Annotated in this window: 27 protein-coding genes; 11 read left to right on the top strand and 16 right to left on the bottom strand. The window is 62.9% G+C overall.

Annotated features, from left to right (window positions below; all coding sequences use genetic code 11):
* The first annotated feature begins 8 nt into the window (after nucleotides 1-8).
* A complete protein-coding gene (locus AC1DLV_RS25250; RefSeq protein WP_476802790.1) occupies nucleotides 9-791 on the top strand; it encodes an IclR family transcriptional regulator in 783 nt (260 codons plus the stop codon).
* Between the two features lie 157 nt (nucleotides 792-948).
* Here the strand turns inward: AC1DLV_RS25250 and AC1DLV_RS25255 are convergent, their stop codons facing one another.
* From AC1DLV_RS25255 to AC1DLV_RS25285, 7 genes are all read right to left on the bottom strand, one after another.
* Nucleotides 949-1,389, bottom strand: coding sequence for an RbsD/FucU family protein (locus AC1DLV_RS25255; RefSeq protein WP_476802791.1), 441 nt, complete (start codon nucleotides 1,387-1,389; stop codon nucleotides 949-951).
* 183 nt (nucleotides 1,390-1,572) lie between these two features.
* On the bottom strand, nucleotides 1,573-2,322 hold the full coding sequence (locus tag AC1DLV_RS25260) for an ABC transporter ATP-binding protein (RefSeq protein WP_476802792.1): 750 nt from the start codon (nucleotides 2,320-2,322) through the stop codon (nucleotides 1,573-1,575).
* Nucleotides 2,319-3,152: an ABC transporter ATP-binding protein gene (locus AC1DLV_RS25265; protein WP_476802793.1), complete on the bottom strand. Its 834-nt coding sequence runs from the start codon at nucleotides 3,150-3,152 to the stop codon at nucleotides 2,319-2,321. Before AC1DLV_RS25265 ends, AC1DLV_RS25260 begins: the two co-directional genes overlap by 4 nt.
* Nucleotides 3,149-4,066, bottom strand: coding sequence for a nickel transporter permease (gene nikC, locus AC1DLV_RS25270; RefSeq protein ID WP_476802794.1), 918 nt, complete (start codon nucleotides 4,064-4,066; stop codon nucleotides 3,149-3,151). The genes AC1DLV_RS25265 and nikC overlap by 4 nt, the downstream gene beginning before the upstream one ends.
* Entirely contained in the window at nucleotides 4,063-5,121 is a 1,059-nt protein-coding gene (locus AC1DLV_RS25275; protein WP_476802839.1) for an ABC transporter permease, read from the bottom strand. Before AC1DLV_RS25275 ends, nikC begins: the two co-directional genes overlap by 4 nt.
* 28 nt (nucleotides 5,122-5,149) lie before the next feature.
* Nucleotides 5,150-6,787 carry an ABC transporter substrate-binding protein gene (locus AC1DLV_RS25280; RefSeq protein ID WP_476802840.1) on the bottom strand — a complete coding sequence of 546 codons (1,638 nt, stop codon included), beginning with the start codon at nucleotides 6,785-6,787 and terminating at the stop codon, nucleotides 5,150-5,152.
* A 37-nt stretch (nucleotides 6,788-6,824) separates the two neighbouring features.
* On the bottom strand, nucleotides 6,825-7,883 hold the full coding sequence (locus AC1DLV_RS25285; RefSeq protein ID WP_476802795.1) for a dipeptidase: 1,059 nt from the start codon (nucleotides 7,881-7,883) through the stop codon (nucleotides 6,825-6,827).
* A 347-nt stretch (nucleotides 7,884-8,230) separates the two neighbouring features.
* On the opposite strand from AC1DLV_RS25285, the gene AC1DLV_RS25290 reads away from it, so the two are divergent.
* Both AC1DLV_RS25290 and AC1DLV_RS25295 read left to right on the top strand, forming a co-directional pair.
* Entirely contained in the window at nucleotides 8,231-9,496 is a 1,266-nt protein-coding gene (locus AC1DLV_RS25290) for a Glu/Leu/Phe/Val family dehydrogenase (protein ID WP_476781657.1), read from the top strand.
* A 149-nt stretch (nucleotides 9,497-9,645) separates the two neighbouring features.
* On the top strand, nucleotides 9,646-10,287 hold the full coding sequence (locus AC1DLV_RS25295; RefSeq protein ID WP_476802796.1) for a LysE family translocator: 642 nt from the start codon (nucleotides 9,646-9,648) through the stop codon (nucleotides 10,285-10,287).
* Here AC1DLV_RS25295 and AC1DLV_RS25300 read toward each other — a convergent pair.
* Complete coding sequence (locus AC1DLV_RS25300; RefSeq protein WP_476802797.1) at nucleotides 10,268-10,735, bottom strand: hypothetical protein; 468 nt, start codon at nucleotides 10,733-10,735, stop codon at nucleotides 10,268-10,270. The genes AC1DLV_RS25295 and AC1DLV_RS25300 overlap by 20 nt on opposite strands.
* Nucleotides 10,732-11,967 (bottom strand): dual-specificity RNA methyltransferase RlmN, encoded by a 1,236-nt coding sequence (gene rlmN / locus AC1DLV_RS25305; protein ID WP_476802798.1) that lies wholly within the window; start codon nucleotides 11,965-11,967, stop codon nucleotides 10,732-10,734. The genes AC1DLV_RS25300 and rlmN overlap by 4 nt, the downstream gene beginning before the upstream one ends.
* A 144-nt stretch (nucleotides 11,968-12,111) precedes the next feature.
* Here rlmN and AC1DLV_RS25310 point away from each other — a divergent pair, with 144 nt between their 5' ends.
* Entirely contained in the window at nucleotides 12,112-12,444 is a 333-nt protein-coding gene (locus AC1DLV_RS25310; protein ID WP_476802799.1) for a DUF1294 domain-containing protein, read from the top strand.
* Nucleotides 12,445-12,451: 7 nt separating this feature from the next.
* Here AC1DLV_RS25310 and AC1DLV_RS25315 read toward each other — a convergent pair whose 3' ends face one another.
* From AC1DLV_RS25315 to AC1DLV_RS25330, 4 genes are all read right to left on the bottom strand, one after another.
* On the bottom strand, nucleotides 12,452-12,787 hold the full coding sequence (locus AC1DLV_RS25315) for a hypothetical protein (RefSeq protein ID WP_476802800.1): 336 nt from the start codon (nucleotides 12,785-12,787) through the stop codon (nucleotides 12,452-12,454).
* Nucleotides 12,788-12,825: 38 nt separating this feature from the next.
* Entirely contained in the window at nucleotides 12,826-13,329 is a 504-nt protein-coding gene (locus AC1DLV_RS25320; protein WP_476788153.1) for an invasion associated locus B family protein, read from the bottom strand.
* 241 nt (nucleotides 13,330-13,570) lie between these two features.
* Nucleotides 13,571-13,939, bottom strand: coding sequence for a YkvA family protein (locus AC1DLV_RS25325; protein ID WP_476802801.1), 369 nt, complete (start codon nucleotides 13,937-13,939; stop codon nucleotides 13,571-13,573).
* Between the two features lie 75 nt (nucleotides 13,940-14,014).
* A complete protein-coding gene (locus AC1DLV_RS25330) occupies nucleotides 14,015-14,311 on the bottom strand; it encodes a 4a-hydroxytetrahydrobiopterin dehydratase (RefSeq protein WP_476802802.1) in 297 nt (98 codons plus the stop codon).
* A gap of 53 nt (nucleotides 14,312-14,364) precedes the next feature.
* Here AC1DLV_RS25330 and AC1DLV_RS25335 point away from each other — a divergent pair, with 53 nt between their 5' ends.
* Nucleotides 14,365-14,883, top strand: a complete 519-nt coding sequence (locus AC1DLV_RS25335) for a low molecular weight protein-tyrosine-phosphatase (protein ID WP_476802803.1) — start codon at nucleotides 14,365-14,367, stop codon at nucleotides 14,881-14,883.
* On the opposite strand, the gene thpR is transcribed toward AC1DLV_RS25335, so the two are convergent.
* Both thpR and AC1DLV_RS25345 read right to left on the bottom strand, forming a co-directional pair.
* Nucleotides 14,787-15,383 carry an RNA 2',3'-cyclic phosphodiesterase gene (thpR, locus tag AC1DLV_RS25340; protein ID WP_476802804.1) on the bottom strand — a complete coding sequence of 199 codons (597 nt, stop codon included), beginning with the start codon at nucleotides 15,381-15,383 and terminating at the stop codon, nucleotides 14,787-14,789. The two genes, AC1DLV_RS25335 and thpR, sit on opposite strands and share 97 nt — an antisense overlap.
* A 139-nt stretch (nucleotides 15,384-15,522) precedes the next feature.
* A complete protein-coding gene (locus AC1DLV_RS25345; protein ID WP_476802805.1) occupies nucleotides 15,523-16,149 on the bottom strand; it encodes an arylesterase in 627 nt (208 codons plus the stop codon).
* Nucleotides 16,150-16,213: 64 nt separating this feature from the next.
* Here AC1DLV_RS25345 and AC1DLV_RS25350 point away from each other — a divergent pair, with 64 nt between their 5' ends.
* The 4 genes from AC1DLV_RS25350 (at nucleotide 16,214) to AC1DLV_RS25365 (ending at nucleotide 21,124) form a co-directional block, all read left to right on the top strand.
* A complete protein-coding gene (locus AC1DLV_RS25350) occupies nucleotides 16,214-16,921 on the top strand; it encodes an ABC transporter ATP-binding protein (RefSeq protein WP_476802806.1) in 708 nt (235 codons plus the stop codon).
* Nucleotides 16,922-16,927: 6 nt separating this feature from the next.
* A complete protein-coding gene (locus tag AC1DLV_RS25355; protein ID WP_476802807.1) occupies nucleotides 16,928-19,471 on the top strand; it encodes an ABC transporter permease in 2,544 nt (847 codons plus the stop codon).
* A 193-nt stretch (nucleotides 19,472-19,664) separates the two neighbouring features.
* Nucleotides 19,665-20,444 carry a Bax inhibitor-1/YccA family protein gene (locus AC1DLV_RS25360; RefSeq protein WP_476781736.1) on the top strand — a complete coding sequence of 260 codons (780 nt, stop codon included), beginning with the start codon at nucleotides 19,665-19,667 and terminating at the stop codon, nucleotides 20,442-20,444.
* A gap of 104 nt (nucleotides 20,445-20,548) precedes the next feature.
* A complete protein-coding gene (locus tag AC1DLV_RS25365) occupies nucleotides 20,549-21,124 on the top strand; it encodes an N-acetyltransferase family protein (protein ID WP_476802808.1) in 576 nt (191 codons plus the stop codon).
* On the opposite strand, the gene AC1DLV_RS25370 is transcribed toward AC1DLV_RS25365, so the two are convergent.
* On the bottom strand, nucleotides 21,121-21,759 hold the full coding sequence (locus tag AC1DLV_RS25370) for a protein-L-isoaspartate(D-aspartate) O-methyltransferase (protein ID WP_476802809.1): 639 nt from the start codon (nucleotides 21,757-21,759) through the stop codon (nucleotides 21,121-21,123). The two genes, AC1DLV_RS25365 and AC1DLV_RS25370, sit on opposite strands and share 4 nt — an antisense overlap.
* A gap of 569 nt (nucleotides 21,760-22,328) precedes the next feature.
* Here AC1DLV_RS25370 and amaB point away from each other — a divergent pair.
* Both amaB and AC1DLV_RS25380 read left to right on the top strand, forming a co-directional pair.
* Nucleotides 22,329-23,840 (top strand): L-piperidine-6-carboxylate dehydrogenase, encoded by a 1,512-nt coding sequence (amaB, locus tag AC1DLV_RS25375; RefSeq protein ID WP_476802810.1) that lies wholly within the window; start codon nucleotides 22,329-22,331, stop codon nucleotides 23,838-23,840.
* Between the two features lie 217 nt (nucleotides 23,841-24,057).
* Nucleotides 24,058-24,438: a hypothetical protein gene (locus tag AC1DLV_RS25380; protein WP_476802811.1), complete on the top strand. Its 381-nt coding sequence runs from the start codon at nucleotides 24,058-24,060 to the stop codon at nucleotides 24,436-24,438.
* Nucleotides 24,439-24,528: the final 90 nt, after the last annotated feature.

A 24,528-nucleotide genomic window follows, 5' to 3' on the forward strand; every position in this document is an offset into this window, starting at 1 on the left:
TTCGAGCGATGCCCAAAAGGCCAGCTTACGCCGCAAACGACCAGGACAAGGACGAGCGCTACCGGGCGCCGGCGCTCGACAAGGGGCTCGACATCCTGGAACTGCTGTCCGAGCAGCCGGGTGGGCTGACACGCGCCGAAATCGTCAAGGCGATGGGCCGGGGGCCAAGCGAAGTCTACCGCATGCTCGAACGGCTGGTGGCGCGCGATTATGTCAGCCGCTCACCCGAAGGCGACCGCTACGCCCTGACCATGAAGCTGTTCGTGCTGGCCCACCGGCATCCGCCGGTTCGGCGCCTTGTGGCGCGGGCGCTGCCGCTGATGGACGGCTTTGCCAGCGATGCCGGCCAATCCTGCCATCTGGTGGTGCCGGAGGGTGGGGCGGCACTAGTCGTGGCGCATGCCAGTTGCCCAGGCAATTGGGAGTTCGGCATCAGGATCGGTGCCCATATCGACCTGCTTGCGACGGGGTCGGGCCAGACCCTGCTTGCCTTCCAGGACGAGCACTCCCAGGCGGAGGCAACGATACGGTGGGAAGGAACCAAGCTGGCAATCGCCCGGGCCAAGCTAGAGCCGGTGCTCGAAGGCTACCGCAGGGACGGCCACCGCATCGCCGAAAGCCAGCAGATCAGGGGCGTCGACGACATCTCCGTGCCGATCCTGACGCCCGACGGCTATGCGATCGCGGTGCTGACCTGTCCCTATATTCAGCGGCTGGACGACGCCCAGGCCGATATCGACCAGACTCTCGTATTGCTCAAGGATGTCGCGGCGAAGCTGTCGCTTTCGTAGCGCATTTCCGCCCAGCTTAGCGCTGCCCCTCACCCTTACCCTCTCCCCGTAAACGGGGCGAGGGGGGCGTCGGCGTTGCCGCTTGTTCCTTCTCCCCGTTCACGGGGAGAAGGTCCGGTAGGGGATGAGGGGCGGCTCTACGTCAACCGAAACTGTCTCAAGCGTCCGGCGGCACCACGCCCTTGCGGACGGCAAAATCGGCGTAGAAGCGGCGTTCCTGCGTCTGGATGACGGCGTAGGCCTTCTTGGCCCGTTCATAAAAGGCGAAGCGCTCGATGCCGACCATCTTGGTGTCCGTGCCAGCGATCAACTTGCCGACCTCGCGCTGAACGTCGGGAAGTTCGTCCGGATTGCCGACGACCTCCATGCGGCCGAAGGCATCGTCGACGAAGGTGTCGACAGGCATCACCGACAGCACCGCCTTCATCACCCGGACAATGTCGGCGTCGATGCGCAGCGGGCGGCCGAACACCGTCTGGCGCGAGATCGCTTCGGCCGGGAAATTGGCGTCGGCGATGATCAGGTCATCGCCATGTCCCATCGAGCGAAGCACGTAAAGCACATCGGGGCTGAGCAGGGGATCGATGCCGAGTAGCATGGGCGGATACCTGATGATGCGGGTTGCTGATCGGCTGCAATGTGCAGGCGCGCGCGGCAACAGGCAAGCGAAAGCCTTGGTGCATGACCCCGAAAATCGGAATCGATTTTCGGAAAGGATCATGCACCAATTCAAGGCGTTACAGCGTCCTTTGCGCGTCCAGAGGCCGCGCGGCGCTGTAGGTCAAGGCTCGCGGACAAAACCCTCGCTGGCGACCAGAAGATTGCGCGTATAATCCTTGGTGACATTGCGGGAGGCGAGATCGCCGGCTTCGAGCCGCTCGACCTCCGCGCCGCTTTGCATCACCATCAGCCGCTCGCACATATGGGTGATGACGCCAAGGTCGTGGCTGACCATGACGAAGGTCAGCTTGCGGTCGCGGCGGATCTGCTCGAGCAAATTGAGCACTTCGGCCTGCACCGAGGCGTCCAGTGCCGATGTCGGCTCGTCGAGCAGGAGCACCGAAGGTTCGAGGATCAGCGCGCGGGCAATCGCCACGCGCTGGCGCTGGCCGCCGGAGAGCTGGTGCGAATAACGGAAGCGGAAGCCGGAGCCGAGGCCAACCTCGTCGAGCGCACGCTGGATGCGTTTGTCGATGTCGGCAAAGCCGTGGATCGCCAAGGGCTCGAGCAGCAGCCGATCGACGGTCTGGCGCGGATGCAGCGAACCGTAAGGGTCCTGGAACACCATCTGCACCTGGCGGTAGAATTCCTTGTCACGCGTCTTGCCGAGACGCTTGCCGCCGACGTCGATAGTGCCCGAGGTCACGGGTGCCAGGCCTGCTAGGGCGCGCAGCAGCGTCGACTTGCCGGAACCGGATTCGCCGACGAGGCCGAAGGATTCACCTTGTGCAACCGTCAGGCTGACGTCCTTGAGCGCGATGAACTCGTCATAGACGACGCGCAGGCGATCGATGGAAAGGGCAGGGATCACAGCAGCCACTCCGGCTGGCGGTCGAGCACTGGCAACGGGTGCCGGCTCGTGCCGATCTTGGGCATGCAGTTGAGCAGGCCTTGGGTGTAGGGGTGCCTGGCCTGCGACAGCTCGGAGGCCTTGAGCTCCTCGACGACCTTGCCGGCATACATGACGATCACCCGGTCGCAGAAGGTCGAGACCAGGCGCAGATCGTGCGAGATGAAGATCAGCCCCATGCCACGGTCGATGACCAGCCGGTCGAGGATGCGCAGGATGTCGAGCTGGACGGTGACGTCGAGCGCCGAGGTCGGCTCGTCGGCGATCAGAAGCTCGGGGCCGGCGATCAGCATCATGGCGATCATGGCGCGCTGGCCCATGCCGCCCGACACCTCGTGCGGGTAAAGGTCGAAGACACGCTTGGGGTCGCGGATCTGCACCGCCGAGAGCATGTCGAGCGCGCGCTCGCGGGCCTCCGACTTGGCGATCTTTTCATGCGTGCGCAGGGTCTCGACGATCTGCCGGCCGATGGTCATGACAGGATCGAGCGAATATTTCGGGTCCTGCAGGATCATGGCGATGCGATTGCCGCGCAAGGCCCGCCGTTCGGCCGCCGATGTCTTCAAAAGGTCGATGCCAGCGAATTCGAGCCGCTTGGCCTTGATCTCGGCCTGCTGCGGCGTCAGCCCCATGATGGCGCGGCCGGTCTGCGACTTGCCCGAACCGGACTCGCCGACGATGCCGAGCCGCTCCTGGCCAAGCGCGAAGGAGACGCCGCGCACCGCCTCCACCACACCTGTGCGGGTGGGGAAGGATACGCGGAGGTCGTCAACATGCAGCAGCGTGCTCATTGGCCACCGCTGCGTGTGTCGAGCGCGTCGCGCAGGCCATCGCCCAGCAGGTTGAAGCCGAGGCTGACGATGAGGATGGCAGCACCGGGAGCGGCCGCGACCCACCACTGGTCGAGGATGAAGCGGCGGCCCGAGGCGATCATCGAGCCCCATTCCGGCAGCGGCGGCTGGGCGCCGAGACCAAGGAAGCCGAGGCCTGCGGCGGTGAGGATGATACCGGCCATGTCGAGCGTGACGCGCACGATCAGCGAGGAGATGCACAGCGGCATGATGTGGCGCACCACGATGCGCATGGGCGAAGCGCCCATCAGCTTGACTGCCGAGATGTAGTCCGAGCTGCGCAGGGTCAAAGTTTCGGCACGGGCGATGCGGGCATAGGGCGGCCAGGAGGTCAGTGCGATGGCGATGATGGCGTTGCCGATGCCGGGTCCAAGCGCTGCGACAAAAGCCAATGCCAATATCAGCTTGGGGAAGGCGAGGAAGATGTCGGTGATGCGCATCAAGACCGCATCGACCCAGCCGCCGGCATAACCAGCGGCGGTGCCAACTAGCAGGCCGACGGGTGCGGCGATGATGGCGACCAGCGCCACCACCTGCAAGGTGAGGCGCGAGCCGTAGATCAGCCTGGAAAGGATATCGCGGCCCTGGTCGTCGGTGCCGAGCCAGTATTCGGCGCTGGGCGGCATCAGGCGCGCATTCTTGAGGTCGCCGATATAGGGCGAGTAGGGCGCAAGCAACGGCGCGAAGGCGGCAATGAGCAGCAGCGCCAGGATGATGAACATGCCGACGACGGCGAGCTTGTTTGCGGTGAAGCGGCGCCAGGTCAGATAGGCTTGGCCGAGCCGAGCCTGAAGGCGCGACTGCGGCCTGTCGGTCAAAAGCCATTCGCGGCGGGTCAAAACAGCGTCGCTCATCGTATCCGCGTCCTTGGGTCGAGCAGGCGATAGAGCAGGTCGGAAAACAGGTTGAGCGCGATGAACACCGAGCCGATGACAATCGTGCCGCCCAGGACCGCGTTCATGTCGGCGTTCTGCAGCGAATTGGTGATGTAAAGGCCAAGGCCGGGCCAGGCGAAGACCGTTTCGGTCAGCACCGAGCCTTCGAGCAGGCCGGCGTAAGACAGCGCGATCACGGTGACCAGCGGCACGGCGGCGTTGCGCAGCGCATGGCCCCAGATGATCCGGGTTTCCGACAGGCCCTTGGCGCGGGCGGCCACGATGTATTCCTGGCTCAGCTCGTTGAGCATGAAGGACCGTGTCATGCGGCTGATATAGGCGAGCGAGAAATAGCCAAGCAGCGAGGCCGGCAGGATGATGTGGGAGAAGATGTCCTTGAATGCCGCCCAGTCGCGGTTGAGGACAGCGTCGAGCAGGTAAAAGCCGGTGATCGGAGTGAACGTATATTCGAACACCACGTCGATGCGGCCGGGGCCGGAGGTCCAGCCGAGGCGGGCGTAGAACACCAAAAGCGCCAGAAGCCCCAGCCAGAAAATCGGCATCGAATAGCCGATCAGGCCGATGATGCGCACGATCTGGTCGGCGAGGCTGCCACGCTTGACGGCGGCCAGCACGCCAAGCGGGATGCCGAAGGCCGCACCGATGATGGTGCCGACGGTCGCCAGTTCCATGGTTGCAGGAAAGACGCGGCGGATGTCGGTCATGACAGGGTTGGTGGTCAGCACCGAGGTGCCGAAATCGCCCTGAAGCACGCCTTTCACATAGAGGTAGAACTGCTGGTAGTAGGGCAGGTTGAAGCCCATTTCGATGCGCGTGCGCTCAACGACATGGGCAGGCGCCCTGTCGCCGACAATCGCCAGCACCGGATCGATGGGAACGACACGGCCAATGAGGAAGGTAACGGCCAAAAGGCCAAGATAGGTCGTCGCCACGATCACCAAAAAACTGGCGATCGAGCCTGCGAGAGCAGAGGCGCGCCTGTTGGCGCGCCTCGCTTGGGTCTGATTTTCCATGCTGGTCAACGGATCGATCCTTTTCGGATCAGTCCTTGGTCACGGGAGCGACGAAGTTGGAGTCGAAGTTCGGCCCCAGCTTGTAGTTCTTGACGTTGCCGCGCAGGCCAGCGACCTCGGTCTGCTGGAAGATCATCACGAACGGGCTGGTGTCGAGGGCAGCCTGCTGCAGTTCCTTGTACATGGCGGCGCGCTTGTCGTTGTCGCGCTCCAGAAGGGCTGCCTTGGTCTTTTCGGTGAGCTCCGGAACGTCCCAGGCATTGCGCCAGGCCAGCGTCTTCACCGTGCCGTCGTCGGCATTGTTGGGGTTGGAGGTGAAGGTTTCGGCGTTGGAGTTCGGATCCCAGTAATCCATGCCCCACTGACCGATATACATGTCGTGGTTGCGGGCGCGGTACTTGGTCAGGGTCTGCTTGCCGTCGCCGGGGATGATCTCCAGCTTGATGCCGGCCTGGCCGACGGTCTGCTGGAAGGCTTCAGCGATGCCCGTTACCGGCTGGGAATTGCGCACGTCCATGGTGACGGTGAAGCCGTCCTTCAGGCCTGCCTTCTCCAGCAGTTCCTTGGCCTTGGCGACGTCGTAGGTGAACGGGTTGGAGTCGAGCGCGCCGAGCACGCCCTTGGCCTGATAGGTCTGGCGGATTTCGCCGATGCCCTTGATCAGGGTCGAACCGATGGCGTCGTAGTCGACCAGGTACTTCAGCGCCTGGCGCACTTCGGGCTTGGCCAGGTTGGGGTTCTTCTGGTTGAGGCTGATGTAATAGACCGTGCCCTTGGGCGCGCTGGTCGTGGCCAGGTCGGCGTTCTTCGAGATCGCCTCCAGGTCACCCGGCTCGAGATTGCGGGCGACGTCGATGTCGCCGGCTTCGAGCATCAGGCGCTGGGTGGCGCTTTCCTTGACGTGGCGGTAGATGACGCGGGCAAGGGCTGCCTTTTCGCCGTAGTAATTGTCGTTGCGCTCCAGCACGAGGATCTCGTTGGCGCGCCAGTCGCGGATCTTGAACGGACCCGAGCCGGCATAACCTGTTTTAAGCCAGCCATTGCCGAAGTCGTTGTCGAACTTGTACTCGTCGGTCGGGGTGACAGGCGCGACATGCTCGAGCACCAGCTTCTTGTCCATCACGGCACCGACCGTGGCGGTCAAGCAGTTCAGCACGAAGGACGGCGCATAGGATTTGTCGACGGTGAAGACGAAAGTGCTGTCGTCGACGGCCTTGGCTTTGTCTGCGACGTTGTCCTTGGTCAGGCCGAACTGGGTGAGGATGAAGGCGGGGCTCTTGTCGAGCTTGACGGCGCGCTCGAACGACCAGGCGACGTCGGCGGCGGTGATCGGGTTGCCCGAGGCGAACTTCAAGCCGGGCTTGAGCTTGAAGGTGTATACCAGGCCATCGTCTGATACAGTCCAGCTCTCGGCGACGCCGGGGCGCACCTTGGTGGTGTCGCTGGCGTCGAGACGCACCAGCATGTCATAGGCGTTGCCGAGGAATTCGGCTGGGCTGAGCTCGAAGGATTCAGCCGGGTCAAGCGTGATGGTGTCGTCGATGGCCCAGGCCTGGACCAGCGTGTCGGCCGGTGTCACCGCAAGCGCGGGCGAGGCAAAAACCATCGCCGACAAGGCAGCGCCAGCAAGCATCAGGCGGAAATGCCCGTTCATTTTACCGATCATCATTTTTTCAGTTCCCCAAGTTGACGGTTATTTGTTGTTAGGCCGCCGTTTCGTGCCAGGCCGAGCGCAAAACCCTCAGCCAGTTGTCACGGCATATTTTCGCCAGATCGGCGTCACCATATCCAGCGTTCCCAAGGGCCGCAACGAGCTTCTGCAGGCCGCCTGCGTCGCCGATCTCGCCGGGCACGGTGCAGCCGTCAAAGTCCGAGCCCAGTCCCACGCCGTCGATACCGACATGCTCGACGAGATAGTCGACGTGGCGGATCATGTCGGAGAGCGGGGTGTCCACGCTCTTTGCGCCATCCTCGCGCAGCATGGTGACGGCGAAGTTCAGCCCGACCAGGCCGTTGCTTTCGCGCACGGCGGCGAGTTGCTTGTCGGTCAGGTTGCGGCTGATCGGCGTGATCGCATGGGCGTTGGAATGGCTGACGATCAGCGGCTTGTCGGACAGCTTGGCGACGTCCCAGAAGCCCTTTTCGGTGATGTGGGCGAGATCGATGGCGATGCCGATGCGATTGCATTCCTTGACCAGCCGTTTGCCGGCTTCGGTCAGGCCGGGGCCGGTGTCGGGGCTCGACGGGAAGGCAAAGGGAACGCCATGGCCGAAAACGGTGTTGCGGCTCCATACCGGGCCGAGCGAGCGCAGGCCAGCGGCGTAGAACACGTCGAGCGCGGCAAGATCGGCGTCGATCGCCTCGCAACCTTCCATATGCAGCACGGCGGCGAACTTGCCTTCGGCTTGTGCCGCGTCGATGTCGGCGCCGCTGTGGCAGATCTTCCAGCCGCCGGCGCGCTCGATCCTGAAGGCGATCGAAGCCATGTCGAGAGCGATGTCGAGCGAAGGCGCGCGTTCGAGCGGCTTGCACAGCGGAATGGCGTAGTGGCCGTTTTCGTCGCGCACTTCGTCGGGCATGTTGGCCGAAGTGATGTAGATCGCGCACAACCCGCCGGCGAGGCCGCCCTTTTTGGCGCGCGCCATGTCGATATGGCCCTGCGCGGTGCCTTCGGTGAACTCCGCGACCGGGTCAGCACCCTTGGCGGCGTTGTTCCACAACCGATAAAGCACGTCGTTGTGGCCGTCGAAAACTGCCTGCATTACCCACTCCTGTCTGCGGCGGCAGTTGAATGATGTGCGGCAGGGCAAGTCAACCTGTCGCCTGGGCGAGCTTTGCGCCGGTGCCGCAATTCCGCTTGGTTCGGGGTGCCCAGGACCAACAGGAATCTCGGCCTGGACCATTAGGGCGTGGACATATAATTCGCCCCCGAAAATGCACGGAAATTTTGGCTCACGGTTCGCGCCGGCGACTCGTGGCGGGTGACCTTGCGGCAGTCTGCGTCCTTGTACGGCATTGAGTTCTGACGAAAATTTGTGCAGGCCACCGCAGGCGGCCCCTTGGCCGCTCGCCGAATTGCAATTTCATTGATTAGGTTAGGAAGTTTTATATGTCAGAAGTCAGTCTTCTCGATCATGCACTCGTGCGCCTTGATGAGGCGGCAAAACACCTGAACGTCGACGCCGACGTTATCGAGAAACTGAAATTTGCCCGCGAGACCACCAAAGCCCGTCTGATGATCCGCATGGACGACGGCTCGCGCAAATCCTTCATCGCCTGGCGCTGCCGCTATGACGACACGCGCGGACCGACCAAGGGCGGCATCCGCTTCCATCCGGAATCGACCGCCGATGAGGTCGAGATGCTGGCCTTCTGGATGACCTTCAAATGCGCCGTGATGAACCTGCCTTATGGCGGCGGCAAGGGTGCCGTTCAGGTCGATCCGCGCAAGCTGTCCAAGGCGGAGCTGGAGCGCCTGTCCCGAGCCTACATCCAGGCTTTTGCCCGCATCATCGGTCCCGACCGCGATATCCCAGCACCCGACGTCTACACCAATTCGATGATCATGGGCTGGATGGCCGATGAGTATGCGCAGATCGTCGGCCAGGCTTCGCCCGCCGTCATCACCGGCAAGCCGCTGGCGCTGGGCGGTTCGCTCGGCCGTGGCGACGCCACCGCGCGCGGCGGCTTCTATCTCGTGCGCCACCTCGCCGATGAGCTCGGCCTCAAGGGCAGCCTGCGCATCGCCGTGCAGGGTTTTGGCAATGCCGGCCAGCACATTGCGCGCCTGCTTGCCTCGGACGGCCACAAGATTGTTGCCGTTTCGGATTCCGAAGGTGCGGTGCAGGCGGCCAACGGGCTCGACCTCGACCGGCTCTTCGTTGCCAAGGACAGCGGCCGTTCGGTCGTCACGACCGCCGGCCACGCTGGCCATGAGCTGCTCGACGGCAATGCGCTTGTCGGCGTCGATTGCGACATCCTGGTGCCGTCGGCGCTGGAGAACATGATCCGCATCGACAATGCCGACCAGGTCAAGGCGCGCATCGTGCTCGAACTGGCCAATGGCCCGGTCACTGCGGAAGCAGACGAGGTCCTGGAGAAGAAGGGCATCGTCGTCCTGCCCGACATCCTGGCCAATGCCGGCGGCGTCACCGTCTCCTATTTCGAGTGGGTGCAGAACCGCCAGGGTTATTACTGGCCGATCGAGGAGATCCACGAGCGCCTGCGCACCATCATGGAGCGCGAGGGCCGTGCCATCTGGGACGTCGCCCAGGCCAAGGACGTTTCGGTGCGAACAGCGGCTTATGTGCATGCGCTCGCGCGTCTCGGCGAAGCGATCGAAGCACACGGCACGCAGAACTATTTCGCGAGCTGATCCAAACCGTTCACGCCGCCGGATCGAAATGGTCCGGCGGTGATCTGGCCCGCCACTTTCCGGTTGAAGCGCCGAAATCGTACGGCTAGGGCTTTTGCAAAGAAATCTCCCACAACCCTTGCCTTCAAGGCACAACCGGCGGCCCGACAATGTCCTTCATTCCCGATTGGTCGACCATCATCCAGTTTGCCATCGCGACCTTCATCATCGCGATCACCCCTGGACCCGACATGACCTTGTTCGTCGGCCGGGCGCTGTCGGAAGGCCGCAAGGCAGGCTTTGCCTGCATGGCGGGTGCGATGACCGGCATCGTCTTCCACACCACGCTGGTGGCGCTCGGGCTGTCGGCGCTGATCGTTGCTTCGCCGCAAGCCTTCATGGCGCTCAAGATCGTTGGTGCCGGCTATCTCGTCTGGCTCGCCTTCCAGGCGGTCACCAAGGGTTCGGCGTTTTCGCCCGATACCACCAAGCGTGCGCCGCGCTCGGTGTTCCAGAACTGGGCGACCGGGCTTGGCATCAACCTGCTCAACCCCAAGATCATCCTGTTTTTCATGACCTTCCTGCCGCAATTCGTTTCGGCGCACGACACCAACGCACCGGGCAAGCTGTTTTTCCTCGGCGCGATGTTCATCATCCTGTCGCTGCCGCTTGTCGCGCCGATGGTGATTGCCGCCGACAAGTTCGCCGGCCTGCTCAAGAAAAGCCCGCGCGTCACCCGTATCGTCGACTATCTGTTTGCGGGCGTGTTTTCGGCCTTCGCGCTGAAGATCCTTACGGCGCAGGCGAAGTAGGCCTGGGACCCAAGACACCGGCAAAGCGGCCGGTGACGAACCAGTAGGCGATGCCGCCGATCAGACCGCTGCCGATGATCGAAACCGGCAGCAACGGGTCTTGGTAGGCGAAGCTTGGGTCGCCCGCCTGGTAGGCAAAGCCTAGGAACACCAGCGCGACGAAGCCGCCACCGAGCGCGTAAAACAGCCAGTCGCGCTTGCCCAAAAGCTCAGCCAAAACCATGACGATGACCGCCGGTACGAAGGCGAAATAGGCGACGAACAGCGCGGTGAAGGGAATGGTGAAGACCATCGACCCAGTGGCGACCTCGGGCGGCATGTCGGGGGCCATGAGGCCGGCAGCACCGAGGAAGATCACGTTGAGAAAGGCCCCGGCGGCAAGCGCCGCCGCGAGATAGCCCAGCACCATATGGGCGAATTTGCCGAGATAGAGCAGGAAGCGGCTCACGCCTCGCCGTGTCCGGCGATCATCATCGCTTCGAGCGCCAGGCGCTCGGTCTTTTTCATGCGCTCGGATTCCGACTTGAGCTGGCCGCAGGCGGCCAGGATGTCGCGGCCGCGCGGAGTGCGGATCGGCGAGGCATAGCCGGCATTGTTGATGTAGTCGGCGAACTTCTCGATCGTCTCCCAATCCGAGCACTGGTAGTTGGTGCCGGGCCATGGGTTGAACGGGATCAGATTGATCTTGGCGGGTACGCCGCGCAACAGCTTGACCAGCGCCTTGGCGTCTTCGAGGGAATCGTTGACGTCCTTGAGCATCACATATTCGAAAGTGATGCGGCGCGCGTTCGACAGGCCGGGATAGCTACGGCAGGCCTCGATCAGCTCCTTGAGCGGGTACTTCTTGTTGATCGGCACCAAGAGGTCGCGCAGATCGTCATTGGTGGCATGCAGCGAGATCGCCAGCATGACGCCGATCTCCTCGCCAGTGCGGAAGATTTCCGGCACGACGCCTGACGTCGACAAGGTGATGCGCCTTTTCGACAGGGAAAGCCCGTCGCCGTCGGACGCGATCAGCAGGGCCTTCTTCACCGCCTCGAAATTGTAGAGCGGCTCGCCCATGCCCATCATGACGATGTTGGAGATCTTGCGGCCCTCGGCCGGCACGATGGCGCCGTCGGGAGTATTGCGGTCGGGGAAGTCGCCGAGCCGGTCGCGCGCCGTCATCAGCTGCGTCAGGATTTCTTCGGCCGTCAGGTTGCGCACCAGCTTCTGCGTGCCGGTGTGGCAGAACGAGCAGGTCAGCGTGCAGCCGACCTGGGACGAGATGCACAGCGTGCCGCGGCCTTCCTCGGGAATATAGACGGTCTCGATCTCGACAGGACGGCCCGCACCGCGCGGCGGAAAGCGGAACAGCCACTTGCGCGTGCCGTCGGACGAAATCTGCTCTTCGACGATCTCGGGCCGCGCGATGGTGAAGTGCTTGGCGAGTTCCGCGCGCAGGTCCTTGGAGATGTTGAACATGTCGGCGAAGTCGGAGACGCCGCGAACATAGAGCCAGTGCCAGAGCTGCTGGACGCGCATCTTGGCCTGGCGTTCGGGAACGGTACCGGAGGCGACAAGCGCTTCGGCAAGCTCCTCGCGGGTGAGGCCGATCAGCGACTCCTTGACGGGCGTCGCCGCGCGGGCGCGCAACGCGTCTCGGGTAGCATCGGTGGTAAGGTCGAGCGAAAGGGTCATTCGGTCCCAGGTCGGTTGATATCGCAGCTTATGTAGGATTTTGGGGCGACATATCACAGGTCTGTCGCCGCGTCACGTTTTGGCGGCCATGCATTTGTGCCGCAGCTTTGCAATCTGTTAGGCATTGGCCGGGATGCTGGGCCGATGAGCAACATCCTCCACATCGTCCTGGTGGTGCTCGCCGTCAACGGCGCGGCGTTCTTGGCCTTCTGGCGCGACAAGCGACTGGCCCGCAGTGGCGCTCGGCGCATCTCCGAAAAAACCCTGCTTTGGCTCGCATTCGCCGGCGGCAGTATCGGCGCGCTGTCAGCCCAGCATTTGTTCCGGCACAAGACACGCAAGGAGCCGTTCCGCAGCAGACTCTATGCGATCGTCGCATTTCATGCGGTCGCCGTCGTCGCGTTAGCGATCTGGCTGGTTGCGCCTCATTGGGTGGAAGGTCTCTTGAATACGGTAAGAGGCCGGGCGGTTTCGTAACCTATTGTTACAGGGCACATAGTCCAGCAGGCCCGTGTGGAAAGCCCTCAAGGCGACCTTCGGGATCAAGGCTTAGGGCGATCGAGCCGTCGCTGTAGAAATCGGTAAACAGAAAATGGCCTGTAAACTTCAGGCGAAACGTTTGATCTTCAAACGTAACGTCGACCATGTTTCCACGGTCGACTGTTGAAATGTGCAATTCACCTTTGGGCTCACTGCCATAGCAAGAAAGCGTGTAGCTGCGTCCATCCTTCAAAAAGAACGGCTCAGCAGTCTTGTATGAAGCAAACGCCGCCCCGACGAGTCCGGCGCTCACTATTGCTACGGTGACTAAAATGCGCATGAGAACGCCAAATGTAGTCACCTTTCATGATTTGGTTCTTACTTGCAGGTGGTGATCGAGGTCAGCGCTGCCGAAATGCCCTTGAGCGAGAAGACGTAGCTCGTCGGGTTGCCACGGCCTGACTTGGCCTGGACCTTCATGTCGGTTCCGCCTTTCATGGCGGCGATCAGGGCCGGCTCTTCGGCGGCGTTCTCGACCCAGGCCGACTTGCCCTTGGTGAACATCGAGAAGCTCTTGCCGTCGATGGTGACGGAGACCTTGGAGTTTTCCTGGAAATTGTAGCCGGCGATGAACTGCGGCTCGAACGACACCTTCTGGCCGGGGCGCTGGCTGACGAAGAAGAACATGTCGCCGTGGTCGAGCGTCGGCGGCTGCTTGTCGGTCGGCACCGTCAGCACGTAACAGACCTTGCCGTTCTGTGCCTGGTAGCTGTAGGTGCCCCAGGCGTTGTGCTGACCGATCTTGGTCGCCGACTGGGCGAGTGCCGGCATTGCCGACACGGCAAGCACCAGACCCGAAATTGTAGCTATCAAACCGCGCATCGCTTTTCCTGTACCTCAAATGGAGCGGGGCAGGCCGACTGCGCGCCCGCCCGTTCGCTTCATTTTGATTTAATCTGGGTTACCAAAGGGTGAATGACCTCGCATAAAGGAAATTCACCGCATGGAGCCCCGCCGAACTGCCTGTCATGCAACAGGCAACTTGTCCCTGAGGTGTTTGAAAACCACGAAAGCGGCAACAGTTTGACTTTTCGTTTCACGATGAAACAGGCGCGGCTTTGCCTTACCAGTCCTGCGACAGCGCTTCCTTTGCGGCAAGTCGGTGGGCTGGTGTCATGTGGGCGCGCACCGCCGTGATCGCAGCAGTCAGCACGGCGATGTCGTCGGTGAAGCCGAGGCCGAGGATCATGTCGGGGATGGTGTCGACCGGCAGGATGAAATAGCCGAGTGCTGCCAGAAGGATACCCTTGGCGCGGAGCGGGGTTTCCTTGTCGAGCGCGCAATAATAGGCCGCGACCACTTCTTCCATGAAAGGCACGTGACGGGCAGCGCGCTTGGCGGTGCGCCAGAATTTTTCGCGCACTTCGCCCTCGCTTGGCGCAGCATCACTCGTGCCGCCGCGGAAGCCGTCAAAGCCAGGGAACTTCACCATCCAGACAGACTCCTTTGTCCGAAATCGTTTGCCATGGATGTGGGAAGGTTGGTGTTCCACTGCAAGATGCGGCGCTCAGGAACCGAAATAGCTGTTCATGCGCTTTGCCAAGCTGAAGTCGAGTTCGGTCAGGCCGCCGGCGTCATGGGTGTTGAGCTTGACGTCGACGGTCTTGTAGACGTTCGACCAGTCGGGATGATGATCCATCTTCTCGGCGACCAGTGCCACGCGGGTCATGAAGGCAAAGGCCTCGCTGAAATTCTTGAACACGAAGCTGCGCGACATCGACAGCCCGTCAGTGGCAAGCGTCCAGCCGCCGAGCTCGGCGAGGGCTTGCTTCAATTCTTGCGGTCCAAGTTTCTCTCTGGCCATTTCATGCTCCCGTGGTAATCGAAGTCTTTCCTCACCAGCATAGCGCGGGAACGATGAGCGAGAAGCCGGTAAAATCCATCCTCTTCGTTTGCCTCGGCAATATCTGCCGTTCGCCACTGGCCGAAGGCGTGTTTCGCGCCGTGCTTGCCGAACGCGGGCTGGACGGCGAATACACCATCGACTCCGCCGGCACCGGCGGCTGGCATGCGGGGTCGGCGCCTGATCCCCGTTCGATCGCGGTTGCAGCCCAGCATGGCATCGATATTGCGGCCCAGCAGGCACGCAAGGTGGTGGCGCGCGATTTCGAACGCTTCGACTTGATCCTCGGCATGGATCGCTCGAATCTCGACGATCTGCGCTCGCTCGCCCCGGAAGGGTCCGTCGAACGTGTCGAGCTTTTCCTCGGCCATGCTACGGGCGGACCACAGGATGTGCCCGATCCCTATTATGGCGGCGAAGACGGATTTCTGGCGGTCTACCGCATGATCCGCGAGGCTTCTGAGGCGCTTGCCGACCGGCTCGATGCGCGGGCATCGACGCCGTTGAGCGGCCAAGCCTCCTCGACGATATAGGGGCCGCCGCCGACCGAATCGCGCGACGACATCAAGACGAAGCGGCCGACGCGGAAGGGCAGGGCGGAAAAATTGCCGCGCGCCGAAAGGTAATGCGCGACGTCGAGCGGGCTGGTGTTCCGCAGCCGTGCCAGCGTGACATGCGGGGTGAATTTGCGCGGATCGGACGGCACGCCGAGGCGCTTGCATATGCGTTCGATCTCGGCTTGCAGCGCATTCAGTTCCGGCGAGGGCATGACGCCCGCCCACACCGCATGCGGCTTTTTCTGGCCGAAGGCGCCGACGCCCGAGAGCGTGAGCGGGAAACCGGACCGGTCGACGCGATCGAGCGCATCGACGATCTCGTCGGCGAGGTGGCCTTCGATATCTCCGAAGAAACGCAAGGTGAGGTGGTAGTTTTCGACCTCGATCCAGCGGGCGCCGGGTAGACCGCCCCTGAGCAGGGACAGCGATAGTGCGGCATCGCGCGGAATCTCGAGGGCGGTGAAAAGTCGCGGCATGGCCAGGCTCCCTTCCTCGAATCGCAATTCGTAGCCTCAGCGAATCATCGATCGCCTCGGCGGGCAAGGGCTTTGTTAAGCACTTGCTGTTTCCAAGCCGCAGTTGCTTGTGAAGTGTGACAACGTTGCATTGTGCAGTTCATCTGGCTGCAATTGCTTTCTCCACCGTTGGCAAAGCGTTCTCGACCATGCGGTCGATGCCTTCGGCGCTGGGGTGCATGCCGTCTTCGAGCAAAAGCTTCTGGTCGGCGGCGACACCGTCGAGGAAGAACGGATAGAGCGTGACACCGTATTTTTCGGCGAGGCGCGGATAGATGCCGTCGAAGGCAGCCTGATAGTCGGCGCCGAGATTTGGCGCGGCGCGCATGCCGGCGAGCAGCACCGGGATGTTGCGCTGCTTGAGGCGTGCGATCATCGCATCGAGGTTGTTTTCGGTGATTTCGGGCGCGATACCGCGCAGCATGTCGTTGGCGCCGAGTTCGAGGATCACCAGTTGCGTGCCGTCCGGCACCGACCAGTCGAGCCGCGACAGCCCGCCGCTGGAGGTGTCGCCCGACACGCCGGCATTGGCGATCACCACATCGTGACCGCGGGCGCGTAGCGCTGCCTCCAGTTTTTCTGGAAAACCCTCGCCAGGGCCAAGGCCGTAGCCGGCCATCAGGCTGTCGCCGAATCCAACGATGCGGAAAGGCTCTGCCGACGCCGGCGCGCCAAGAGATGCCGCAAGCATAAACAGGGCAGCGGCGAATAGTTGTTTGAAAGCCATGAATTAGACCCGATATGACGAAGACAGTCCCCGCCCAACAGTTTTCATATAGGACAGATTTACCGTGACAGAAGCAGTCATCGAACTCAGAGACGTATCGCTGACGCTCGGCACGGGGGCTTCTTCAGTGCATGTGCTGAAAGGCGTGAGCCTCGATGTCGCTGCCGGAGAGGCGACCGGCATCGTCGGCCCCTCGGGTTCCGGCAAGTCGACGCTGCTGATGGTTCTGGCAGGGCTGGAGCGGGTCGATTCGGGGACGGTACAAATCGCCGGCGAGCTGCTCAATGGCCGCAGCGAAGACCAGATCGCCTCGTTTAGGGGGCGCAACATCGGCATCGTGTTCCAGTCGTTCCACCTGATCCCCAACATGACCGCGCTCGAAAACGTCGCCGTGCCGCTGGAGTTGGCCGGCAAGCGCGACGCCTTCGCCATTGCCGAGCGCGAACTGGCAGCCGTCGGCCTCGCCGATCGCGTGACGCATTATCCGGGCGAGTTGTCGGGCGGCGAACAGCAGCGCGTGGCGATTGCCCGCGCCTTGGCACCCGAGCCGCGCATCCTGATCGCCGACGAGCCGACCGGCAATCTCGACCAGACAACGGGGCGGCAGATCGCCGATCTCTTGTTTGCCAAGGCCGCCGAACGCGCAATGACGCTGGTGCTCGTCACGCACGATCCCGCCCTTGCCGCGCGTTGCGACCGCCAGGTGGCGATGCGCTCGGGGCGGATCGAGGTGCCGGCTGTGACCGAAATCGCTGAAAAAGTGCGGGCGTAGGCGCCCATGCTGAAAGATCTGCCTCTCGCCTTCCGCTTTGCCTCGCGTGAAATGCGCGGTGGCCTGCGCGGTTTCATGATCTTCCTCACCTGCATCGCACTTGGCGTTGCCGCCATCGGCGGGGTCAATTCGGTTGCGCGCGCCATCACCGCGGGTGTTGCCAGCGAGGGCCAGGCATTGCTCGGTGGCGATATCCGCTTCCAGCTCATCCAGCGCGAGGCGACCGGCAAGGAGCTAACATTCCTCGAAAGCCTCGGCACCGTGTCGCACAATGCCGGCATGCGTTCGATGGCGCGGCTGGAGGACGGTTCCGACCAGTCGCTGGTCGAGGCCAAGGCTGTCGACAGCGTCTACCCGCTCTATGGGGCACTGGTCGCCGAACCTGCCTTTCCGCGCGGAGAACTGTTCGCTGAAAGATCGGGCGTATTTGGCGCCGTGGCCCCGGACCTGCTGTTCGAGCGGCTCAATCTCAAGCTCGGTGACCGCATCAAGCTCGGCGGCTCGACCTTCGAGCTCAGGGCAAAGCTGGTCACCGAGCCGGACGCTGTCTCCGACGGCTTTGGTTTTGCGCCGCGCTTGCTGGTTTCGATGGAGGGGCTGACTGCTTCCGGACTGATCCAGCCGGGCAGCCTTGTCGAGCATGCCTACAAGATCCGCTTGCCGGTGGGCACGAGCGAGGCGGAGGTCAACGCCGTGCGCGAACGCGCCAATGCCGAATTCCCGGAGGCCGGCTGGAGCGTACGCACCCGCACCAATGCGGCACCGGCACTTTCGGCCAATATCGAGCGCTTCACCCAGTTCCTGACGCTGGTCGGGCTGACCTCGCTCGTCGTCGGTGGCGTTGGCGTGGCCAACGCCGTGCGCGCCTATCTCGACGGCAAGCGCGGCGTCATCGCCACCTTCAAGAGCCTTGGTGCCTCGGGCGGCTTCGTGCTTTCAGTCTATCTCATCCAGATCCTGCTGATCGCAACCGTTGGCGTCGTCATCGGCCTCGTGCTCGGCGCACTGATGCCGTTTGCCGCAAGTGCGGCCCTGCAGTCGGTCATCCCGGTGCCGGCTGAAGCAGGCGTCTATCCCGCAGCGCTCGCCATGGCGGCATTGTTCGGCGTCCTGGTCACGCTCGCTTTCGCCATCCTGCCGCTCGGTCGCGCCCGCGATGTGCCGGCGACCGCACTGTTTCGCGAGATGGGGTTCGAAGGCCGCGGCCTGCCCAGGCTGGTTTACATCGCGACGGCCCTGGGCATTGCTGTTGTGCTTGCGCTGCTGGCGATCTGGTTTGCCGGCGACCGCCGTATCGCCACCATCTTTGTCGGCGCCACGATCTTTTCGTTCCTGGTGCTGCGCGCCGTGGCCAGTGCCGTTCAATGGCTGGCGCGGAAAAGCCCGCGCGTGCGTTCGACTGCGCTTCGACTGGCCATCGGCAACATCCATCGGCCGGGCGCGTTGACGCCCTCGGTGGTGCTGTCGCTGGGCCTTGGTCTTACCCTGCTTGTCACGCTGGCGCTGATCGACGGCAATCTGCGCCGGCAGATCGCCGGCAGCCTGCCCGAGCGCGCGCCGAACTTCTTTTTCGTCGACATCCAGCCCGGCGAGGTCGACGCTTTCGCCAAACTGGTCGAGTCCGAGGCCCCTGGTGGCAAGCTTGTTCGCGTGCCGATGCTGCGCGGCCGCGTCATGGCGCTCAACGGCACCGATGTGCAGAAGCTCAACGTGCCGCCGGAAGGTGCTTGGGTGCTGCGTGGAGACCGTGGCCTGACCTACGCCAAGAACATCCCGGAGAATTCGACGCTGTCGCAAGGCGCATGGTGGCCGGCTGACTATTCTGGCGAGCCGCTGGTGTCGTTTTCGGCGCAGGAGGGGCGCGAACTCGGCCTCAAGCTCGGTGACATGGTGACCGTCAATGTGCTTGGCCGAAACGTCACCGCCAAGATCGCCAATTTCCGCGAAGTGCAGTGGGAATCGATGGGCATCAACTTCGTCATGGTGTTTTCGCCCAACACGTTTGCCGGTGCGCCGCACAGCTGGCTTGCCACGCTGACCGAGGACAAGGCAGCACCCGCAGACGAATCACGCATCCTCAATTCGGTCACGCGCAGCTATCCGGCGATCACCACGGTGCGGGTGAAAGATGCGCTTGATGTCGTCAACCGGCTCGTCGCCCAGCTGGGCACTGCCATTCGCGCCGCGGCCGGCGTCGCACTGATTGCCTCGGTGCTGGTGCTGGCTGGTGCGCTCGCCGCCGGCAACCGCGCGCGCATCCACGATGCGGTGATCCTGAAGACGCTCGGGGCGACACGGCGGACGCTGATCGCTGCGTTTTCGCTCGAATACATGCTGATCGGCCTTGCCACGGCGGTGTTCGCGCTTGCCGCCGGCGGGGTCGCCGCCTGGTTCGTCGTCGCCCGAATCATGACCCTGCCTTCGTATTTCCTGCCCGAGGTCGCGGTCGCAACGATCGTCTTCGCCCTGGTGCTGACTGTCGGTTTTGGCCTGATCGGAACCTGGCGTGTGCTTGGTCACAAGGCAGCACCAGTACTTCGCAGCGAGTAGAAAATGGCGCTTTGGACTGGACTTCGACGACATTTGTATGAGAAATGTGCCCTCACAGCGGGTTTCAAGCCGTAACAGGCCTTGTTTAGACCAGAAAGAACTATCATATTTCGCCAGAGGCATGCTGGAGTCCCGCCAGCGGCGCCTGGGTTTCGGCCTGACACCCGACGGGGCAGAAGCAACAGAGGAAACCATGTCCGACTTTAGAAATTACCAGACGCGCATGGCGACGGCAGGCAGCCGCACCGACGCGTCGATCGACGAAGGCCTGCGCGCCTATATGCTCAAGGTTTACAACCTTATGGCGCTTGGCCTGGCCATCACCGGCCTGGCCGCTTTCGGCACCATGATGCTGGCGACCACCAATGATCCGGCCACAGCCGTCGCAACCATGGGCAACGGCAAGATGCTGACCAGCCTCGGTGTCGCGCTTTACGGCTCGCCGCTGAAGTGGGTCGTCATGCTGGCACCGCTCGGCATGGTGTTTTTCCTGAGCGCCCGCATTCAGTCGATGAGCACCTCTGGCGCGCAGACCGCGTTCTGGGTCTTCGCTGGCCTGATGGGCCTGTCGCTGTCGTCGATCTTCCTGGTCTACACCAGCGCAAGCATCGTGCAGACCTTCTTCGTGACCGCTGCCGCCTTCGGCTCGCTGTCGCTGTTCGGCTACACGACCAAGCGTGATCTGACGGCCATGGGCTCGTTCCTGATCATGGGCGTGTTCGGCATCCTGATCGCGATGGTGGTCAACATCTTCCTGCAGTCGTCGGCTCTGCAGTTCGCCATCTCGGCGATCGGCGTGCTGGTGTTCTCGGGCCTGACCGCCTACGACACGCAGAAGATCAAGGAGATGTATTTCGACGGCGACGACGCACTCGTTTCCGGCCGCAAGGCGATCATGGGCGCACTCACGCTCTATCTCGACTTCATCAACCTGTTCTCGTTCATGCTGTCGTTCCTGGGCAACCGCGAATAATCAGCTCTGGACCACTCGTGTTTCGAAGGGCGGCCTAACGGCCGCCCTTTTCATTTGCGTCGATTTTTGCTCAAATGAAGGCAGATGAAACGGTTGCCTAAAAAATGAGCATTACAATACGACACGCCTTGCCAGGCGACCTCGATCAGATCACTGAGATCTATGCCGATGCCGTGCTCAACGGTACGGCGAGCTACGAGCTGGAGCCGCCGACGCGTGCCGACATGGGTGAGCGTTTCGAGGCGCTGATGGATGGCGGTTATCCCTATCTCGTTGCCGAACGCGAGGGTGCGATCGTCGGCTACGCCTATGCCGGGCCGTTCCGCGCGCGTCCGGCCTATCGTTTCATCGTCGAGGATTCGATCTACATCGCGCCCGAGGCCAAGGGGGCGGGGATCGGCAAGGCGCTGATGCAGGCGCTGATCGACGAGACGACCGCGCTCGGCTTTCGCCAGATCATCGCCGTCATCGGCGACGGTCATGCCGAAAGCGCGTCGGTGCGGCTACATGAGCGGCTCGGTTTCCATCACACAGGGCGCATGGACGGCTCGGGCTACAAGCACGGCCGCTGGCTCGACACGGTGTTCATGCAGCTGGCGATGAATGGCGGGGCCACTGTGCCGCCCGATGCCAATTCGATGCCCGAGCGCCGCTTCAGGGCAAAGGGCGGCAAGGGCTAACCCGATCCGCCGACAAGCGGCACGAAGCGCACGCCAGCCAGTGTCTTTTGGCTGTAGTCGTTTTCGCCTTGGCGCACGATCTTGACCAGTTGCTGGTCGCCGAGAGGCCCCAGCGGCAGGATCAGCCGGCCGCCGATGGCCAGTTGCTGCTTCCAGGCCGGCGGCACCTTGCGGGCCCCGGCCGCCGACAGGATGGCGTCGAATGGCGCCTGGCGCTCATAGCCCTCCGTGCCGTCGCCCGCGATCACTTCGACGGTGGTGTAACCCAGCTGTTGCAGCCGAGTACGCGCGGTGTCCGCCAGCGAGCCAACACGCTCGATGGTGATGACGCGGTCGGCGATCTCGGCGAATATGGCTGCCGCGTAGCCTGAACCCGTACCGATCTCCAAAACCTTGTCGCCGGATCGCAGTGCTGCCGCCTCGGCCATCAGAGCGACAATGTAGGGCTGGGAGATCGTCTGGCCGTGCGCAATCGGCAAGGCCGTATCTTCATGGGCGTAGTCGCGAAGCGGCATGGGCACGAATTCTTCGCGCGGCACGGCGGCCATGGCTTCCAGCACTGCCAGGTCGGTGATGCCGCGCCCGGCGATCTGGAATTCGATCATTCTGAGGCGTGCCGCCCGGTAGTCGATCATGGCCTGCCTGCCGTTGCCCATTAACTTGGGCGAGGGCGCAAGGTTCCGTCACGCCATGGCTGCCGCAGCGTCCGTATGATGGTGCAGCGCGACGGCTCGTGCTGCATTGCACAAAACGCAAAGCTCCTATGCAATATCAACACTTTAAATCCTGGCTCACCGGAGCTAGATATGGGTCATCGAATTTGTCGGACCTACCTCCTCCCAGGTTTCCGACGAATAGGTCAGCGCCTACCTCCTCCCAGACGCTGGCCACAAATACGACACCCGCCGGACCTCCTCCCCCGGCGGGTGTTGTTTTTTCAGCCCCTCCCCAAACATCGACACTTTCTTCCGCCAAATGCCGGTTTGCGCCGTGCTTGTGGTCCACATCAGGTCAAATTGCCGGACAGAACGCGTGCCGTGATGACTGGTGTGGCGTTTGGGTGGCCGAACAGGCTATAGGCAGTGCCAAGCGTCTCCTGGGCCTAGAACCCCGGAAGAACAAACGACAACGCCCCCGGCTCGCGACGATCCAAAAAACGCGCAATCAGCTTGGGGTGGGTGAGGAACGAGGAAAGGAATTCAGCATGAACGTGACCAGCGAAACCGCTGCCCTTCTCGAGCGGCTCGGCGTTGCCAAGGCCGATTTTACCGGCGGCGATCTGATCGTGCGCAGCCCCGTGACCGGCGAGCAGATCGGCGCGCTCAAGTCGATTTCGCCTGCTGACGCAGGCAAGGCCATCGAACTCGCCGACAAGGCGTTCAAGACCTGGCGCAATGTGCCGGCACCCAAGCGTGGCGAACTCGTGCGCCTGCTCGGCGAAGAGCTGCGCGCCGCCAAGACCGATCTCGGCCGGCTGGTGTCGATCGAAGTCGGCAAGATCCCGTCCGAGGGCCTGGGCGAAGTCCAGGAAATGATCGACATTTGCGACTTCGCCGTCGGCCTGTCTCGCCAGCTTTATGGTCTCACCATCGCCACCGAGCGTCCGGGCCATCGCATGATGGAAACCTGGCATCCGCTCGGCGTCGTCGGCGTCATCTCGGCCTTCAACTTCCCCGTCGCCGTGTGGTCTTGGAACGCAGCACTTGCCTTTGTCTGCGGCAATTCGGTGGTGTGGAAGCCCTCGGAGAAGACCCCGCTGACAGCGCTTGCCTGTGAAGCCATCTTCAAGCGCGCCGCTGCTCGCTTCGGCGATGCGCCGGAAGGCCTGTCGCAGGTGCTGATCGGCGACCGCGCCGTTGGCGAAGTGCTGGTCGACCACCCCAAGGTGCCGCTGGTTTCGGCCACCGGCTCGACCCGCATGGGGCGCGACGTCGGCCCGCGCCTGGCCAAGCGTTTTGCCCGCGCCATCCTCGAGCTCGGCGGCAACAATGCCGGCATCGTCTGCCCCTCGGCCAATCTCGACATGGCGCTGCGCGCCATCGCGTTTGGCGCCATGGGCACCGCTGGCCAGCGCTGCACCACCATGCGCCGCCTGTTTGTGCATGACAGCGTCTATGACGCGCTCGTGCCGCGCCTGAAGAAGGCCTATGAGAGCGTTTCGGTCGGCAGCCCCTTGGAGACGGCGTCGCTTGTCGGTCCGCTCATCGACAAGGCTGCCTTCGACGGCATGCAAAAGGCCCTCAAGGACGCCTCCGAACATGGCGGCAAGATCACCGGCGGCGCCCGCGTCGACCAGGGCCATGACGGCGCCTTCTACGTCAAGCCGGCGCTTGTCGAGATGCCCGGCCAGGTCGGGCCGGTGCTCGAAGAGACCTTCGCGCCGATCCTCTATGTGATGAAGTATTCCGACTTCGACGCCGTGCTCGACGCGCATAACGCCGTTGGCGCTGGCCTGTCGTCGTCGATCTTCACGCTCGACCTGCAGGAGGCCGAGCGCTTCTTGTCGGTCGAAGGCTCCGATTGCGGCATCGCCAACGTCAATATCGGCACGTCGGGTGCCGAAATCGGCGGCGCCTTCGGTGGCGAGAAGGAAACCGGCGGCGGCCGCGAATCGGGCTCCGACGCCTGGCGCGCCTATATGCGCCGTGCCACCAACACGGTGAACTACTCCAAGGCGTTGCCTTTGGCGCAGGGCGTGTCCTTCGACATCGACTAAGGGGCGACATCGACTGAGCTAAAGCGTCAAACCAATATCAAGCGTCGCCCGCGAGAGTGGGCGGCGCTTTTTCTTTGCGCCGTTCGGCCTAGGCACTAGGGGCGCAGCTTTCGGCGGCTTCAGTGCGCCAGATCAAAGAATTTGTCGCAGCGCTGTCTATTTTCGCGCCAGTGCCATCGATGCTATCAATGGCTTGTCGAAGCAAAGGGACGCGACGTTGGTCGTTTTTCGCCGCAAGGGATGGGGATTTGGGGTCGCGCTTGCCGCGGCGCTGATGCTTGTCTTGCAGACGGCGGCGAGTGCTTTAGCACTCGGGCAGGGCACGCCACCGCTCGACATCTTCGGCAATCCGCTGTGCATCACCAGCAGCATGGGCCACACGGCACCTGCCAAGAGCGACCATCCGAGCCTGCCTCAATGCTGCACGCTCGGTTGCAACCTGCTCTCGGCAGCGTTCTCCACGCCGCCCGAAGGCGTGGCTTTGGCGCTTTCGTCGCCAGCCCAGACTGTCGTTCAGTTCCCAGCAGCGCGGCTCGATCCTTCGACGGTACTGAAATACGTCCCAGGCAATCCACGCGCCCCGCCGCTGGCCGCCTGACCTTGCTTGCCGCGTCCGCGCGGATCATCAAATTTCGCTACTGAAACGAACTTTGCGCCACGAGCATTGGCGCGCCTATTCCATATCGGA

The organism is Aminobacter sp. 01T433 (assembly GCF_056398585.1).